The following is a 14,262-nucleotide window of genomic DNA, read 5'->3' as shown; positions in this document are numbered from 1 at the left end:
CCGGGCTTCGATGAACTGAAGCCCAGCACCTTCGAAACCTACTTAACTCATTGAATATCAAGGAGTTTTCCGTTTCGACTGCGCCGGAAGTGGGGCGAATTATAGACTTCCAGAATCTGCCGTCAACACCTATTTTCAGCTTTATTCGGATTTCAGCGTAATACGCGCGAAAGCCTTCTTGCCGGCCTGGCATACATGAGTAGAGCCCAGCTCATATATATAGGTGCGATCCACAACCTCACCATCTATACGCACACCACCCGAACCCAGGAGGTCTCGCGCCACCGCAGCATTCTTGACCAGGCCTGCTTTATTAAGGACTGCCGCAATCGGCATATCCTCGGCAGCAGTCAGCTCGATCTCCGGCAGATCGTCCGGCAGTTCGCCATCCTTCATACGATTACCCGCCGCACGATGAGCACTGGCCGCAGCCTCCTCACCATGGAAACGAGCAACAATTTCTTCGGCCAGCTTGATCTTGATGTCGCGCGGATTGGCCCCTGCCTCGACATCGGCACGGAACGCATTGATTTCATCCATGGACCGGAAGCTCAACAGCTCGAAGTAGCGCCACATCAGCACATCAGGAATGGAGACCAGCTTGCTGTACATGACGCCTGGCGCTTCCTGGATACCGACGTAGTTGCCCAGCGATTTGGACATCTTCTTCACGCCATCCAGACCTTCGAGCAATGGCATGGTCAGAATGCACTGCGCCTCCTGGCCATAACCACGCTGCAACTCACGCCCCATCAACAGGTTGAACTTCTGGTCAGTACCGCCGAGTTCAACGTCCGCGCGCAACGCGACCGAGTCATAGCCCTGTACAAGCGGGTAGAGGAACTCATGAATGGCAATTGGCTGATTGGACTTATAGCGCTTGTCGAAATCATCGCGCTCGAGCATACGAGCCACGGTGTATTGAGACGTCAGGCGAATGAAATCCGCCGGCCCCATCTGGTCCATCCAAGTGGAGTTGAAAGCCACTTCGGTCTTGGCCGGATCAAGAATCTTGAAAACCTGAGTCTTGTAGGTCTCGGCGTTATCGAGAACCTGCTCACGAGTCAGCGGTGGGCGCGTAGCACTCTTGCCGCTTGGATCACCAATCATCCCGGTGAAGTCACCTATAAGGAAGATGACCTGGTGCCCCAGATCCTGGAACTGGCGCAGCTTATTAATAAGCACGGTATGACCCAGGTGCAGATCGGGCGCCGTCGGATCGAAACCAGCCTTGATACGCAGCGGTTGCCCGCGCTTGAGCTTTTCGATCAGCTCGGACTCGACCAACAGTTCTTCCGCACCACGTTTGATCAGCGCTAGCTGCTCTTCGACCGACTTCATAACAGACCCGTAAGGCTCAGATTTAAAGGGCCCCAACCATACAAGATCGCGCACCAAATACAAGGTTTGCCCGGCGCACGGACACCAATCCACAGAACAGAGCGTCCGCGGGCTTGCTTCGCAGGGGTTTTGGTTATATTTTATACAGTTATTTCATCTTCATCATGTCATTCATCTTTTCCAATTCATCTTTTCAAAAGTCAAAATTACCTATGACCACAGAACCGTCTAAAGCGCCACCGCTTTACCCAAAGACCCACCTGCTTGCCGCAAGTGGCATCGCAGCCCTCCTTAGCCTGGCGCTCCTGGTGTTTCCCTCCAGCGATGTTGAAGCCAAAAAGACGACTCTGAGTCTTGAACTGGAAAGTCCTGCTGAACAACTGACACAAGAACAAGACGCCGCCGAAGCCGTTCAAGCCACAAACGAACCGGCCGCCTCTCCTTTTGCGCAGATTGAAAACAGCCCGCAAGACACCACAGAGACCGCAGCTCAGGCAGAAGCGCCTGTTGCAGAAGAAAAGAAAGGACCAGACCATCGCGAAGTGATTGTGGCCAAGGGCGACACACTTTCCACTCTCTTCGAAAAGGTTGGCCTGCCCTCGACTTCGGTCCATGAAATCCTGGCCAGCGACAAGCAAGCCAAGCAGTTCACTCAACTGCAGCGCGGCCAGAAACTCGAATTCGAACTCAATCCAGACGGACAGCTGACCAACCTGCACACCAAGCTGAGCGACCTGGAAAGCATCACCCTGACCAAAAACGACAAGGGTTATGTATTTAACCGCGTCACCGCCAAGCCTACCGTTCGCTCGGCTTACGTTCATGGCGTCATCAACAGCTCATTGTCCCAGTCGGCTGCTCGTGCCGGCCTTTCCCATAGCCTGACCATGGACATGGCCAGTGTATTTGGCTACGACATCGACTTCGCTCAGGACATTCGCCAGGGCGACGAATTCGACATCATCTATGAGCAGAAAGTGGTCAATGGTAAGAGCGTCGGCAACGGTCCGATTCTTTCCGCGCGCTTCACCAACCGCGGCAAGACGTACACCGCAGTGCGCTACACCAACAAGCAAGGCAACAGCAGCTACTACACCGCCGATGGCAACAGCATGCGCAAGGCCTTCATCCGTACACCGGTTGATTTCGCCCGTATCAGCTCGAAGTTCTCCGCCGGTCGCAAGCATCCAATCCTGAACAAGATCCGCGCCCATAAAGGTGTCGACTACGCCGCCCCCCGTGGTACGCCAATCAAGGCCGCCGGCGACGGCAAGGTATTGCTGGCCGGACGTCGTGGCGGTTATGGCAACACCGTGATCATCCAGCACGGCAATACCTATCGCACGCTGTACGGCCACATGCAGGGCTTCGCCAAAGGCGTGAAGACGGGTGGTACCGTCAAGCAAGGCCAGGTTATTGGATACATCGGCACTACGGGCCTGTCCACTGGCCCGCACTTGCATTATGAATTCCAGGTCAATGGCGTCCACGTCGACCCGCTAGGCCAGAAACTGCCGATGGCCGATCCGATCGCCAAGGCCGAGCGCGCGCGCTTCCTGGCTCAAAGCCAACCCTTGATGGCTCGCATGGATCAAGAGAAAGCCACCATGCTGGCCTCGAGCAAGCGCTAAGCATGGCGCTCTATATCGGTGTGATGTCCGGGACCAGCCTGGATGGCTTGGATATCGCACTGATCGAACTGACCCCGGCGATCAAACTGATCGCCACGCACTACATTCCTATGCCCGCCGCCCTGCGCACCGAATTGCTCGGATTGTGCAGCAGTGGGCCCGATGAGATCGCCCGCTCCGCCATTGCCCAGCAAAGCTGGGTGAAGCTGGCTGCACAGGGTATCCATACCCTGCTCAACGAACAGAAACTCAAGCCTGAAGACATCACGGCGGTCGGCAGCCACGGCCAGACCATCCGCCATGAACCAGCCCGCGGGTTTACCGTACAGATTGGCAACCCGGCCTTGTTGAGCGAGTTGACCGGTATCGCCGTCGTCAGCGATTTCCGCAGCCGCGACGTCGCCGCCGGTGGACAAGGTGCCCCGCTGGTTCCGGCGTTTCACGAAGCATTGTTCGAAGAGCGAGTCGGCAATCGTGCCGTGCTGAATGTCGGCGGTTTCAGCAATCTCAGCCTGATAGAGCCCGCAAAACCAGTAGCCGGTTTCGACTGTGGCCCGGGCAACGTATTGCTCGATGCCTGGATACACCAACAACGAGGCGACCATTTCGATCGCGACGGTCAATGGGCTGCCAGCGGGAAAGTCGAACCTGTCTTGCTCAAGGCACTGCTCAGCGATCCCTTCTTTGTCACCAAGGGTCCAAAAAGTACCGGGCGCGAAGTATTCAACCTGCCTTGGCTGACACAGCATTTGTCGCAGTTGCCAGCCTTCGCCTCGGAAGACGTGCAGGCAACGTTGCTCGAACTGACAGCCCTGACCATCGTCGAATCCCTCCAACATGCCCAGTCCAATACTCAAGAGTTGCTGGTCTGTGGCGGCGGCGCGCACAACCAGGCGCTCATGCAGCGCCTGGCTGACTTGCTGCCGAATGCCAAAGTCAGCAGTACGGCGGTGTACGGCGTAGACCCGGATTGGGTTGAAGCCATGGCTTTCGCCTGGCTTGCCCATTGTTGTCTTGAAGGTATTCCAGGCAACCGCCCAAGTGTCACCGGCGCACGCGGGCTGCGCATACTCGGCGCCATCTACCCGGCCTGAATCCAATAATTACGGACAAAAAAAGCCGCAGGGCCCTAAGGCACTGCGGCTTTTTTATTGAAGCACTCAGATCGAGAACGAAGAACCGCACCCACAGGTCGTGGTCGCGTTTGGGTTCTTGATCACGAACCGCGAGCCTTCCAGGCCTTCCTGGTAATCCACCTCGGCACCTGCCAGGTACTGGAAGCTCATCGGATCGACCACCAGGCTGACCCCTTCGCGCTCGACGATGGTGTCATCGTCAGCCACTTCTTCATCAAAAGTGAAACCGTACTGGAAACCGGAACAACCGCCGCCCGTTACAAACACGCGCAGCTTCAAACGATCATTGCCCTCTTCATCGACCAGGCTCTTCACCTTGTGCGCGGCACCGTGGGTGAATTGCAAAGCCGTGGGGGTGAAGGTTTCGACGCTCATGCTGAATATCTCCCGGCGCTTACGCCGCCATAATGCGTGATGGCGGGCATTATCCGCTTCTCCTAGAAAATCGGTCAACTATTTAGAAGAGCAGCGGCGACTACAAGCCTCAAGCTTGTAGCTGCCAACTTGAAACGAGTGACTGCCGTTACGGTAACATCCCTGCATGGGACAGCCCCAGGCGCTCATCCAGCCCGAACAGGATGTTCAGGTTCTGCACTGCCTGGCCGGACGCGCCCTTGACCAGGTTATCGATGACCGACAACACCACCACCAGATCACCGTCCTGTGGACGATGCACGGCGATCCGGCAAACGTTCGCACCGCGCACGCTGCGGGTTTCCGGATGGCTGCCGGCCGGCATTACGTCGACGAACGGTTCGTTGGCGTAGCGCTTTTCAAACAAAGCCTGCAGGTCCACCGAACGATCGACGACGGTTGCATACAGAGTGGAGTGGATGCCACGAATCATCGGCGTCAGGTGCGGCACGAAGGTCAGGCCGACCTCCTTGCCCGCGGCCCGGCGCAATCCCTGGCGAATTTCCGGCAGATGACGATGCCCCTTGACCGCGTACGCCTTCATGCTTTCCGACGTCTCGGAGTAAAGCGAACCGACACTGGCGCCACGCCCGGCACCACTGACACCGGACTTGCAGTCGGCAATCAGACGCGAAGCGTCGGCAAGACCGGCCTCGAGCAGCGGCAGGAACCCCAGCTGAGTTGCCGTCGGATAGCAACCCGGTACCGCGATCAGTCGCGCCTGCTTGATTTTCTCGCGATTGACTTCCGGCAAGCCGTAGACCGCCTCGTCGAGCAGATCCGGCGCGCCGTGGGGCTGACCGTACCACTTGGCCCATTCATCGGCGTCCTGCAGACGGAAGTCCGCCGACAGGTCGATGACCTTGGTCCCGGCGGCCAGCAGTTCACCCGCCAGGGCGTGGGCAACACCGTGGGGCGTGGCGAAGAACACCACATCGCAGGCGCCGAGGGTCTTGATGTCCGGAACGCTGAACGCCAGGCCGTCGTAATGGCCGCGCAGGTTCGGGTACATGTCGGCGACGGCCAGGCCGGCCTCGGATCGGGAAGTGATGACCACCACCTCAGCTTGCGGATGCTGTGCCAATAGACGCAGCAGTTCGACACCGGTGTACCCCGTGCCGCCGACGATACCGACCTTGACCATAAACCTGCCCTCAACGAACCCACTGGAAAGCCGTCGATGATAGGGGCCGCAGGGCCCGGCGACAACCGCCAAGGTGACGTGCGGACGCTCTAACCTCTACTATCGGGCTACCGTGAATCCTGGGAATAACTAAAAATGCTCTATCTGTGGCTCAAAGCACTTCACATCGTCAGCATGGTCTGCTGGTTCGCCGGCCTGTTCTACCTGCCTCGCCTGTTTGTCTATCACGCCCAAAGCGAGGACAGCGTCAGCAAAGAACGTTTCAGCGTCATGGAGCGCAAGTTGTACCGCGGCATCATGGGCCCGGCGATGATTGCCACCCTGGTGTTCGGCATCTGGCTGCTCAGCCTCAACGCCGGCGCCTATTTCACTCAAGGTGGCTGGATGCACGCCAAGCTGACCCTGGTCGTGCTGCTGATCGGCTACCACCATATGTGCGGCGCCCAAGTGAAGCGCTTCGCCCGTGGCGAAAACACCCGCAGCCATGTCTTTTATCGCTGGTTCAATGAAGTGCCGGTTCTGATATTGCTGGCTATCGTAATTCTGGTCGTCGTCCGACCGTTCTAATTTCCAATGCAGCATCCATTATCCGGGGTACTTGCGATGTCGTTGCCCGCTCTGCTTGAACAACGCTTGCGCCTGCCCGTCGTGGCAGCGCCAATGTTCCTGATTTCCAGTCCGCAACTGGTGCTGGCCTGCTGCCGCAACGGCATCGTTGGCAGTTTTCCGGCGTTGAACCAGCGCGAGAGCAGTGGCTTCAAGGCCTGGCTCGAGGAAATCGAAGCAGGCCTGGCGACCCTGGAGAATCCGGCACCCTACGCTGTGAACCTGATCGTCCATCACAGCAACCCGCGGCTTCAGGCCGACTTGGCCATCTGCATCGAACACAAGGTGCCGATCGTCATCACCAGCCTGGGCGCGGTGAAGGAGTTGGTGGATGCCGTCCATGCTTATGGCGGACTGGTGTTCCATGACGTGACGACCCGGCGTCATGCCGAGAAAGCCGCCGAAGCCGGTGTCGATGGCTTGATCGCCGTTGCCGCCGGAGCAGGCGGGCACGCCGGAACGTGGAGCCCGTTTTCACTAGTCGCCGAGATCCGGCAGTTTTTCGACAAAACCGTGCTGCTTGCAGGATGCCTGAACCACGGTCATCAGATTCTGGCCGCACAATTGCTCGGCGCCGATCTGGCCTACTTCGGTACGCGCTTTATCGCTACGAGCGAAAGCCACGCCCCTGACGCTTATAAAGAGATGTTGCTCACATCCAGAGCCGCAGACATCGTGCATACTCCCGCTGTATCCGGAGTGCCGGCCAGCTTCATGCGTCAGAGCCTGGAGAATGCCGGTTTCGATCTGACCGCCCTGCAGAACAAGGGCGAGGTGGATTTTGGCTCGAAACTCAAACCGCTGAACGATGAAGCCAAGGCCTGGAAAACCGTATGGTCCGCTGGCCAGGGCGTGGGTGAAATCGATGATTTGCCCAGCGTCGATCAGTTGGTGGCACGCCTGGATGAAGAATACCGTCAGGCACATGCCCGGGCGGCGCAGCTTGGCGGGCAATGGCCCCGTTGAAGCGACCCTAAAAAAACAGTTACTTAACTTTCAGAGACAAGGATGCCGGGCATGAGCGAAACCCGTTTCAACATCGTATTCGACGGAGGCCTGATGCCGGGCGTCGATACCACCACCGCCAAACTCAACCTCGCCGAACTGTTCAAAAGCGACATCAGCGCCATTGAACGACTGTTCACCGGTCGCAAGGTTGCCCTTAAGAGCAACCTGTCCCAGAGCGAAGCCCAGCAGTACCTGGAAGCGCTCAACAAGAGCGGCATCGACGCCCGGATCGAAGCAGAACCCGCCGCCCTCCAACTGAGCCTTGGCGAAGTACAGGAGTCGCCGCAACAGCCGGGTGGACGCCATCCAGAGCCGATCGTCGACCCCGTCTCGCCGTACGCGCCTCCCCGCGCCGAAGTGGGTGAAGCGCTCGCCGAGTACAGCACGCTAAAACCCTTCAGCTTCGACGGACGTATCGGGCGTTTGCGCTACCTGGCCTGGACCATGGTGTTGACCCTGGCCATGCTGCCCTTGGTCGGCCTGGGCTTCTGGTTGGCCACGGCCTGGCTGCTGGCTTCCGACTCGATAGCTGCGCTGGTCGTCGGCGGCCTGCTCGGCGCAGCCGTTGTACTTGCCTTTGCCTTCGTGAGCATCCAGTTCAACGTCCAGCGCCTGCATGACCTCGGCTGGTCGGGGTGGTTGTGGCTGGTCAACCTCGTTCCATTCGTGGGCAGCATTTTCCCGTTCATCCTGATCATCGCCCCAGGCAATACCGGTGCAAACCAGTATGGTCCGCCGCCACCGCGCAATACCACCGCGGTCAAATTGCTGGCGTCGCTTTGGCTTGTGATGATCGTCCTGATTTTCCTGGCTACCTTTGCCGGCATCTTCGGAGCCCTCCAGGAGGACTACGACAGCAGCAGCCTGAGCAGCTATGAAAGCAGCGAGTCCAGCAACGAAACCACCGAAGAACCAGCTGTCGAGGCAGCCGAGCCCGCCTCGCCTTCTGTAGACTATGAAGAAGAAGAGGAACAATAAGCGCGCTTCATGCCGGTGACAGCCCAGTCAACTGGCGGCGGGCTGTTGCGATGGAGAACTGCATGACCCGTTACGCACTGATCACTGGCGCTTCCAGCGGCATTGGCCTGGCCATGGCCGAAGCGCTGGCCCGGCGCGGCCGCAACCTGATACTGGTGGCTCGACAGCGTGATCGGCTGGAAAGTATTGCAATCGAACTGACTCAGCGGTTTGGCGTAGAGGTGTTGTTCCGGGCCTGCGACCTGGGAGAACCGCTGAGGCTTTCAGGCTTTCTCCTGGAACTGGAGGAAGGTGAGCGGCAGATCGACCTGTTGGTCAATTGCGCAGGCATCGGCACCAGCGGGCCGTTCCTGGGCCAGGACTGGATGACCGAGCAGGACCTGATCGAAGTCAACATCCTCGCCCTGACACGGCTTTGTCATGCCATCGGCAACAGCATGGCACTGCTTGGCGGCGGCCAGATCCTCAACGTCGCCTCGATTGCCGCGTTCCAGCCCGGCCCCTGGATGAGTACCTATTACGCCAGCAAGGCCTATGTGCTGCACTTCTCCGAAGCCCTGCGGGTTGAGCTGAAGAAATGCGCGATCAAGGTCTCGGTGCTTTGCCCTGGCCCAACCCGGACCGGCTTCTTTTCCAGAGCGCAGATGGACGAACAGAAGCTCATCGACAGCAAGTTGCTGATGAGCCCGGAAGAGGTGGCCCTGTACGCCGTGCGCGCGCTGGACCGCAACCGCGCCATCATCATTCCCGGACGCCGCAACCGCTGGCTGGCCGCGCTGCCGCGACTGGGGTCGCGATGGCTGGTCCGAACCATCGCCGGCATGATCAACAAGGCTTATTGCCCGCGCTGATCCCTTCAAGTTGAACAACCAGGCACCTCAACCGGAGCCTTCAAGACACCCGACCTCGACGAACCCAACGGAGAAAACAGCTGTGGATACTCTGTTCACCAAGATCATCAACCGGGAAATCCCGGCGAAGATCATTTACGAGGATGACCAGGTATTGGCCTTCCACGACATCGCCCCACAGGCGCCTGTACATTTTTTGGTCATACCGAAAAAACCGATCCGCACCCTCAATGACCTGGCCGAAGAAGACAAAGGCCTGGCTGGACACATTTTGTTCACTGCTCAGCGCCTGGCGCTTGAATTGGGCTGTGAAGAAGGTTTTCGCGTGGTGATGAATTGCAATGAACTGGGTGGGCAAACGGTCTATCACATTCATATGCATGTGCTGGGGCAGCGCCAGATGAACTGGCCGCCGGGCTGATACCCCTGACCCAACGCAAATCTTCGGCGGTCGATTGGGTTAAACTGGCCGCTGTGATTTTTCCCGGAGGTAAGCATGACTACCCAACGTCACTACTCGCCGATTGACCGTCTGTTGCTGCAAGCTGATACCGCGATGCGCACGCTGCTGCCCTTCAGTGGCCAGCCGTACCGCCCATCACCGGCTATCGTGCAACCAGACGCGCAACTGAGTGACGAGCAAACCCGCCACGTCGCCGGACTGATGCGTATCAACCACACCGGCGAAGTCTGTGCCCAGGCGCTGTATCAGGGCCAGGCGCTGACAGCGAAGCTACCGCAAGTGCGTGAAGCAATGGAGCATGCCGCCGAGGAAGAAATCGACCATCTGGTCTGGTGTGAACAACGGATTCGCCAGCTGGGCAGCCATACCAGCGTCCTGAACCCGCTGTTCTATGGGATGTCATTCGGAATAGGCGCCGTTGCCGGGCTGATCAGCGACAAAGTCAGCCTCGGTTTCGTTGCGGCGACCGAACATCAAGTGTGCAAGCATTTGAATGAACATCTCGACCAGCTGCCAGCCGAAGATGAAAAATCCCGGGCAATCCTTGAGCAGATGCGCGTGGATGAGGAACACCATGCCGAGAGTGCGCTTGAGGCCGGTGGCTTCCGTTTTCCGGCCCCGGTCAAGTTCGGCATGAGCCTGCTGGCCAAGGTCATGACCAAGAGCACTTATCGGATTTGACGGCAATTGGGGACTTACTAGCTCATTCCCACGGAAATTAAAAAGGCGACTCCCCCAAGGGAAGTCGCCTTTTTTCTGTCCGAAAACTTCAATACGGCCAGCCAGCTATCGACTCAACCCAACTCGATGATTTCATAATCGTGGGTGATTTCGACCCCGGCGGCGCCAAGCATGATCGAAGCCGAGCAGTATTTCTCGGCGGACAGCTCAATGGCGCGCTTGACCTGAGCTTCCTTCAGGGCTCGCCCCTTCACCACGAAGTGCATGTGGATCTTGGTAAACACTTTGGGATCTTCAGTGGCGCGTTCTGCCTCCAGGAAAGCTTCGCAGCTTTCGACGGCCTGGCGGGACTTTTTAAGAATGCTGACCACGTCAAAGTTGCTGCAACCGCCCACGCCCAGCAGGAGCATTTCCATCGGCCGAACACCGAGGTTCCGCCCACCGGCCTCTGGCGGGCCGTCCATGACGACCACATGACCACTGCCTGACTCACCGAGGAACATGGCTTCGCCAGCCCATTGGATGCGTGCCTTCATCGCCAAGACTCCACTGTTAAAAAAGGGTCGCCAGCTTAGCACAGCGCTCCGGCATGACTGCTCTGCGTCTTAGGAGACCTGACCTGCCAGCATGTAGGTAAATTCTCAAATCAATTGAGGACGCCTCTGTTAAGCTGGCCATACGCCAACTCGCTGGCGCATGGCCAGCTTTTAGCGATAGCCATTCGCGTCTATAAAAAAATCAAACCATCACACTGCGCAGTCTTTCGGGATACAACCATGGTTGCCATTACTCCCACGTTCAAGATCAAGAATCTCGACAAACTCTTGATGCATTGCCAGCGCCGCCGCTATCCAGCCAAACACAACATCATTTGTGCGGGAGATCGTTCCGAGACGCTGTTTTTCATCATCAAGGGCTCGGTCACTATCCTGATAGAGGATGACGACGGCCGGGAAATGATCATCGCCTACCTCAATTCCGGAGATTTTTTTGGTGAGCTGGGGTTGTTCGAGCAGGCGGGCAAGGAGCAGGAGCGCAGTGCCTGGGTACGGACCAAGATTGAATGTGAAGTTGCGGAAATCAGCTACGCCAAATTCCGAGAACTGTCCTTGCAAGACCCGGACATTCTTTACGTCCTGAGCGGACAAATCGCACAACGCCTGCGCAATACCACCCGCAAGGTCGGCGATCTCGCATTTTTCGACGTCACCGGACGTGTCGCACGTTGCCTGCTGGAACTGTGCAAGCAGCCCGATGCCATGACCCACCCGGACGGCATGCAGATCAAGGTGACCCGCCAAGAGATTGGGCGGATTGTCGGTTGTTCGCGTGAAATGGTCGGTCGCGTTCTCAAGGATCTGGAAGAGCGCAACCTGGTCAACGTCAAAGGCAAGACCATGGTGGTGTTCGGAACGCGTTAAGGGCCCAGCAGATTGGTCAGCAGCTTCCGGTACAAAACGTCGAGCCGCTCCAGCGCGTGAGGCGTCGGGAATTTTTCATGCAGGGCAATATGGCTCTCGGCCCGCACTCGCTGCTCCAGGCCACAGGCCTCATTGAAGCGATTGACTGCCGCGACCATGGACTCGCGCTCGTTCTCCAGCAAAAGCGCGCCATGAACCAGCCCCACCGGACGTTGACCACCCTTGCTCTGGCGCCAGCGCTGAGCGGTGCCCACCATTTTCCGGCCGTCGAGATTGACGTTGAAGCGCCCGTCACAAAAAGCCCCTTCCACCTCTCCCAGCGAAGCCACCCCGCCCAACTCGTCCAACAGCTGACAAATGGGATCGCACAACCGGCGATACCCGGTTTCGATACGTCCGTGGTCACCTTCGCTGCGTGGTGGTGCGTAGACCAGGGCGATATTGACGGTAGCGGCCGACTGCGGCACCGGTTCGCCACCCGTTTCACGCAACAAGACAGGCCAGCCATGAGCAGCCGATACTTCACAGGCGTGTTCAAACCCCTGCAGGCGACTCAAGCGACGCGGCATCACCAGCGCACGATCGTTGGGCTGCCAGAACAGCAGGCCGAACTCGGCGTCGCCCGCGCAGATGCTGGCCAACAGATCCTGTTCGGCTTGCAGGCCAGCTTCGACGGTGAGGGAAATCACAGGCGACATGGATCAGTCCAGCGTCGAGCCGCTCACCGGCAGGCCTCGTTCAGGAAAGAACAGTCGCTGCAATTCCGTACCCGGGTTCTCGGCGCGCATGAACGCTTCGCCCACCAGGAATGAGTACACATCGCTGACTTCCATCAGCTCGACATCGGCCCGGTTGAGGATGCCGCTTTCGGTGATGACCAGGCGATCGCGCGGAATGCGCGGCAACAGGTCCAGGGTGGTTTCCAGGCTCACTTCGAAAGTGTGCAGGTTGCGATTGTTCACGCCGACCAGTTTGGTATCGAGGGTTTTCAGGGCTCGCTCCAACTCGTCACCGTCGTGGACTTCCACCAGGACATCCAGCCCGACGCTTTTGGCAACGGCCGCCAGTTCGGCCATTTTCACGTCGTCCAAGGCGGAAACGATCAACAGTACGCAGTCGGCGCCCAGCGCACGCGCTTCGATGATCTGGTACGGGTCGATCATGAAATCCTTGCGGATCACCGGCAACTTGCATGCCGCCCGCGCCTGCTTCAGGTAGTCGTCGGCCCCTTGAAAAAAGTCGACGTCGGTCAGCACCGAGAGGCAGGTCGCACCACCCTTCTCGTAGCTTCGCGCGATCTCGGCCGGGACGAAGTGCTCACGAATCACGCCCTTGCTGGGGGACGCCTTCTTTATTTCGGCAATCACCGCCGGCTGTTTTTTCTTGGCCTGATCGATCAGAGCCTGGGCAAAGCCGCGCGGCGCATCCGCTGAACGCGCCAGGTTTTCCAGCTCGGCCAGACTGACCCGAGCGCTGCGCTCAGCCACTTCCTGGGCCTTGCGAGCCAGAATTTTTTCCAGAACCGTTGGCACGCTCATCCTTCGTTCTCCACTTTGAATACGGCGGTAAATGCACCCAACTCTTCGAGCTTTTCCCTGGCCAGGCCAGTGTGCAGCGCATCATGGGCCAGTTCCACGCCTTGCTTTAGGCTGCTGGCGTGGTCGGCGGCGTACAACGCGGCACCGGCATTGAGCACGATCATCTCAGCAGCTTTCTGGCCATTCTCGGTCTTGCGACGCCCCAGGGCATCACGAATCAGCTCCAGCGATTGGGCCGGGCTGTCGACTGCCAGCCCGTGCAGGCTCTGGCTTTTCATGCCGAGGTCTTCAGGTTCGACCCAATACTCGCTGATCTGATCATTTTTTAGTTCGGCCACGAATGTAGGCGCCGCCAGGCTGAACTCATCCAGCCCATCCTTCGAATGGACCACCAGTACGTGCTTGCTGCCCAGGCGTTGCAAGACTTCAGCCAATGGCCGGCACAACGCCTGGCTGAACACACCGACTACCTGATGCTTCACGCCGGCCGGATTCGTAAGCGGGCCGAGCATGTTGAACAGCGTACGCAGCCCCAGCTCGCGGCGCGGCGCGGCAGCGTGTTTCATGGCGCTATGGTGGGTCTGGGCAAACATGAAACCGATGCCGACGTTATCGATGCAGCGTGCCACCTGGATCGGCGTCAGGTTCAGGTAAATGCCGGCCGCCTCCAGCAGATCGGCACTGCCGCTCTTGCCGGAAACTGCCCGATTGCCGTGTTTGGCAACGGTGCAACCGGCCGCCGCGACGACAAACGACGAGGCCGTGGAAACGTTAAAGATATTGGCGCCGTCACCGCCGGTACCGACCACATCCACCACACCGTCCAGCGTCTTGAGTTCGACCTTGTCCGCCAGCTCACGCATCGCCGAAACCGCACCCACGATTTCATCGATGCTCTCACTCTTCATGCGCATGGCCATCATGAACGCGCCGATCTGCGCATCCGAGCATTGGCCGGTCATGATTTCGCGCATCACGTCGCGCATCTCGTCGGTGCTCAGGTCGAGATGGCCGACGATACGGCTCAGGGCTGTCTTGATATCCATGAAA

The 14,262-nt window shown here is 58.5% G+C and carries 16 protein-coding genes; 9 read left to right on the top strand and 7 right to left on the bottom strand.

Going from position 1 to position 14,262, the window contains the following annotated elements; all coding sequences use genetic code 11:
- Positions 1 to 141: 141 nt before the first annotated feature.
- Positions 142 to 1,341, bottom strand: coding sequence for a tyrosine--tRNA ligase (tyrS, locus tag F7R20_RS30085; protein WP_003206110.1), 1,200 nt, complete (start codon positions 1,339 to 1,341; stop codon positions 142 to 144).
- Positions 1,342 to 1,553: 212 nt separating this feature from the next.
- On the opposite strand from tyrS, the gene F7R20_RS30080 reads away from it, so the two are divergent.
- Positions 1,554 to 2,972 (top strand): peptidoglycan DD-metalloendopeptidase family protein, encoded by a 1,419-nt coding sequence (locus F7R20_RS30080; protein WP_003206111.1) that lies wholly within the window; start codon positions 1,554 to 1,556, stop codon positions 2,970 to 2,972.
- A 2-nt stretch (positions 2,973 to 2,974) separates the two neighbouring features.
- Positions 2,975 to 4,066 carry an anhydro-N-acetylmuramic acid kinase gene (locus F7R20_RS30075; protein WP_013694343.1) on the top strand — a complete coding sequence of 364 codons (1,092 nt, stop codon included), beginning with the start codon at positions 2,975 to 2,977 and terminating at the stop codon, positions 4,064 to 4,066.
- A gap of 66 nt (positions 4,067 to 4,132) precedes the next feature.
- Here the strand turns inward: F7R20_RS30075 and erpA are convergent, their stop codons facing one another.
- Complete coding sequence (gene erpA / locus F7R20_RS30070) at positions 4,133 to 4,483, bottom strand: iron-sulfur cluster insertion protein ErpA (protein WP_003206114.1); 351 nt, start codon at positions 4,481 to 4,483, stop codon at positions 4,133 to 4,135.
- A 148-nt stretch (positions 4,484 to 4,631) separates the two neighbouring features.
- The gene (gene argC / locus F7R20_RS30065) at positions 4,632 to 5,666 is read right to left on the bottom strand and encodes an N-acetyl-gamma-glutamyl-phosphate reductase (RefSeq protein WP_003206116.1); all 1,035 of its coding nucleotides are present in this window, start codon (positions 5,664 to 5,666) and stop codon (positions 4,632 to 4,634) included.
- A gap of 135 nt (positions 5,667 to 5,801) precedes the next feature.
- On the opposite strand from argC, the gene hemJ reads away from it, so the two are divergent.
- The 6 genes from hemJ (at position 5,802) to coq7 (ending at position 10,253) form a co-directional block, all read left to right on the top strand.
- On the top strand, positions 5,802 to 6,233 hold the full coding sequence (gene hemJ, locus F7R20_RS30060) for a protoporphyrinogen oxidase HemJ (RefSeq protein ID WP_003206117.1): 432 nt from the start codon (positions 5,802 to 5,804) through the stop codon (positions 6,231 to 6,233).
- A 36-nt stretch (positions 6,234 to 6,269) separates the two neighbouring features.
- On the top strand, positions 6,270 to 7,238 hold the full coding sequence (locus tag F7R20_RS30055) for an NAD(P)H-dependent flavin oxidoreductase (protein ID WP_003206119.1): 969 nt from the start codon (positions 6,270 to 6,272) through the stop codon (positions 7,236 to 7,238).
- 51 nt (positions 7,239 to 7,289) lie between these two features.
- Positions 7,290 to 8,258: a DUF805 domain-containing protein gene (locus tag F7R20_RS30050; protein ID WP_003206121.1), complete on the top strand. Its 969-nt coding sequence runs from the start codon at positions 7,290 to 7,292 to the stop codon at positions 8,256 to 8,258.
- Positions 8,259 to 8,320: 62 nt separating this feature from the next.
- Entirely contained in the window at positions 8,321 to 9,109 is a 789-nt protein-coding gene (locus tag F7R20_RS30045; protein WP_003206122.1) for an SDR family NAD(P)-dependent oxidoreductase, read from the top strand.
- Positions 9,110 to 9,191: 82 nt separating this feature from the next.
- A complete protein-coding gene (locus F7R20_RS30040; protein ID WP_003206124.1) occupies positions 9,192 to 9,530 on the top strand; it encodes a histidine triad nucleotide-binding protein in 339 nt (112 codons plus the stop codon).
- Between the two features lie 75 nt (positions 9,531 to 9,605).
- Positions 9,606 to 10,253, top strand: a complete 648-nt coding sequence (coq7, locus tag F7R20_RS30035; protein WP_003206125.1) for a 2-polyprenyl-3-methyl-6-methoxy-1,4-benzoquinone monooxygenase — start codon at positions 9,606 to 9,608, stop codon at positions 10,251 to 10,253.
- A 113-nt stretch (positions 10,254 to 10,366) separates the two neighbouring features.
- On the opposite strand, the gene F7R20_RS30030 is transcribed toward coq7, so the two are convergent.
- On the bottom strand, positions 10,367 to 10,789 hold the full coding sequence (locus tag F7R20_RS30030) for an OsmC family protein (RefSeq protein WP_003206127.1): 423 nt from the start codon (positions 10,787 to 10,789) through the stop codon (positions 10,367 to 10,369).
- A gap of 240 nt (positions 10,790 to 11,029) precedes the next feature.
- Here F7R20_RS30030 and crp point away from each other — a divergent pair, with 240 nt between their 5' ends.
- Entirely contained in the window at positions 11,030 to 11,674 is a 645-nt protein-coding gene (crp, locus tag F7R20_RS30025) for a cAMP-activated global transcriptional regulator CRP (RefSeq protein ID WP_003206128.1), read from the top strand.
- Here crp and F7R20_RS30020 read toward each other — a convergent pair.
- The 3 genes from F7R20_RS30020 to trpD are packed head-to-tail and all read right to left on the bottom strand — an operon-like array spanning position 11,671 to position 14,258.
- Positions 11,671 to 12,372 carry a lipoate--protein ligase family protein gene (locus tag F7R20_RS30020; protein WP_003206130.1) on the bottom strand — a complete coding sequence of 234 codons (702 nt, stop codon included), beginning with the start codon at positions 12,370 to 12,372 and terminating at the stop codon, positions 11,671 to 11,673. The genes crp and F7R20_RS30020 overlap by 4 nt on opposite strands.
- 3 nt (positions 12,373 to 12,375) lie before the next feature.
- Positions 12,376 to 13,212, bottom strand: a complete 837-nt coding sequence (trpC, locus tag F7R20_RS30015; protein WP_003206132.1) for an indole-3-glycerol phosphate synthase TrpC — start codon at positions 13,210 to 13,212, stop codon at positions 12,376 to 12,378.
- Entirely contained in the window at positions 13,209 to 14,258 is a 1,050-nt protein-coding gene (gene trpD, locus F7R20_RS30010; RefSeq protein WP_003206134.1) for an anthranilate phosphoribosyltransferase, read from the bottom strand. The genes trpC and trpD overlap by 4 nt, the downstream gene beginning before the upstream one ends.
- Between the last annotated feature and the right edge of the window lie 4 nt (positions 14,259 to 14,262).

The sequence above is a fragment of the Pseudomonas brassicacearum subsp. brassicacearum genome (assembly GCF_008801605.1).
Lineage (GTDB): Bacteria > Pseudomonadota > Gammaproteobacteria > Pseudomonadales > Pseudomonadaceae > Aquipseudomonas > Aquipseudomonas brassicacearum.
This window is presented reverse-complemented; position numbering and strand designations above follow the sequence as displayed.

Coding starts and splice junctions, on each gene's coding strand:
- argC (WP_003206116.1), bottom strand. CDS start 5,666: ATGGTCAAGGTCGGTATCGTCGGCGGCACGGGGTACACCGGTGTCGAA.
- F7R20_RS30055 (WP_003206119.1), top strand. CDS start 6,270: ATGTCGTTGCCCGCTCTGCTTGAACAACGCTTGCGCCTGCCCGTCGTG.
- hemJ (WP_003206117.1), top strand. CDS start 5,802: ATGCTCTATCTGTGGCTCAAAGCACTTCACATCGTCAGCATGGTCTGC.
- F7R20_RS30075 (WP_013694343.1), top strand. CDS start 2,975: ATGGCGCTCTATATCGGTGTGATGTCCGGGACCAGCCTGGATGGCTTG.
- coq7 (WP_003206125.1), top strand. CDS start 9,606: ATGACTACCCAACGTCACTACTCGCCGATTGACCGTCTGTTGCTGCAA.
- F7R20_RS30030 (WP_003206127.1), bottom strand. CDS start 10,789: ATGAAGGCACGCATCCAATGGGCTGGCGAAGCCATGTTCCTCGGTGAG.
- trpC (WP_003206132.1), bottom strand. CDS start 13,212: ATGAGCGTGCCAACGGTTCTGGAAAAAATTCTGGCTCGCAAGGCCCAG.
- F7R20_RS30020 (WP_003206130.1), bottom strand. CDS start 12,372: ATGTCGCCTGTGATTTCCCTCACCGTCGAAGCTGGCCTGCAAGCCGAA.
- F7R20_RS30045 (WP_003206122.1), top strand. CDS start 8,321: ATGACCCGTTACGCACTGATCACTGGCGCTTCCAGCGGCATTGGCCTG.
- F7R20_RS30050 (WP_003206121.1), top strand. CDS start 7,290: ATGAGCGAAACCCGTTTCAACATCGTATTCGACGGAGGCCTGATGCCG.
- F7R20_RS30080 (WP_003206111.1), top strand. CDS start 1,554: ATGACCACAGAACCGTCTAAAGCGCCACCGCTTTACCCAAAGACCCAC.
- crp (WP_003206128.1), top strand. CDS start 11,030: ATGGTTGCCATTACTCCCACGTTCAAGATCAAGAATCTCGACAAACTC.
- erpA (WP_003206114.1), bottom strand. CDS start 4,483: ATGAGCGTCGAAACCTTCACCCCCACGGCTTTGCAATTCACCCACGGT.
- trpD (WP_003206134.1), bottom strand. CDS start 14,258: ATGGATATCAAGACAGCCCTGAGCCGTATCGTCGGCCATCTCGACCTG.
- tyrS (WP_003206110.1), bottom strand. CDS start 1,341: ATGAAGTCGGTCGAAGAGCAGCTAGCGCTGATCAAACGTGGTGCGGAA.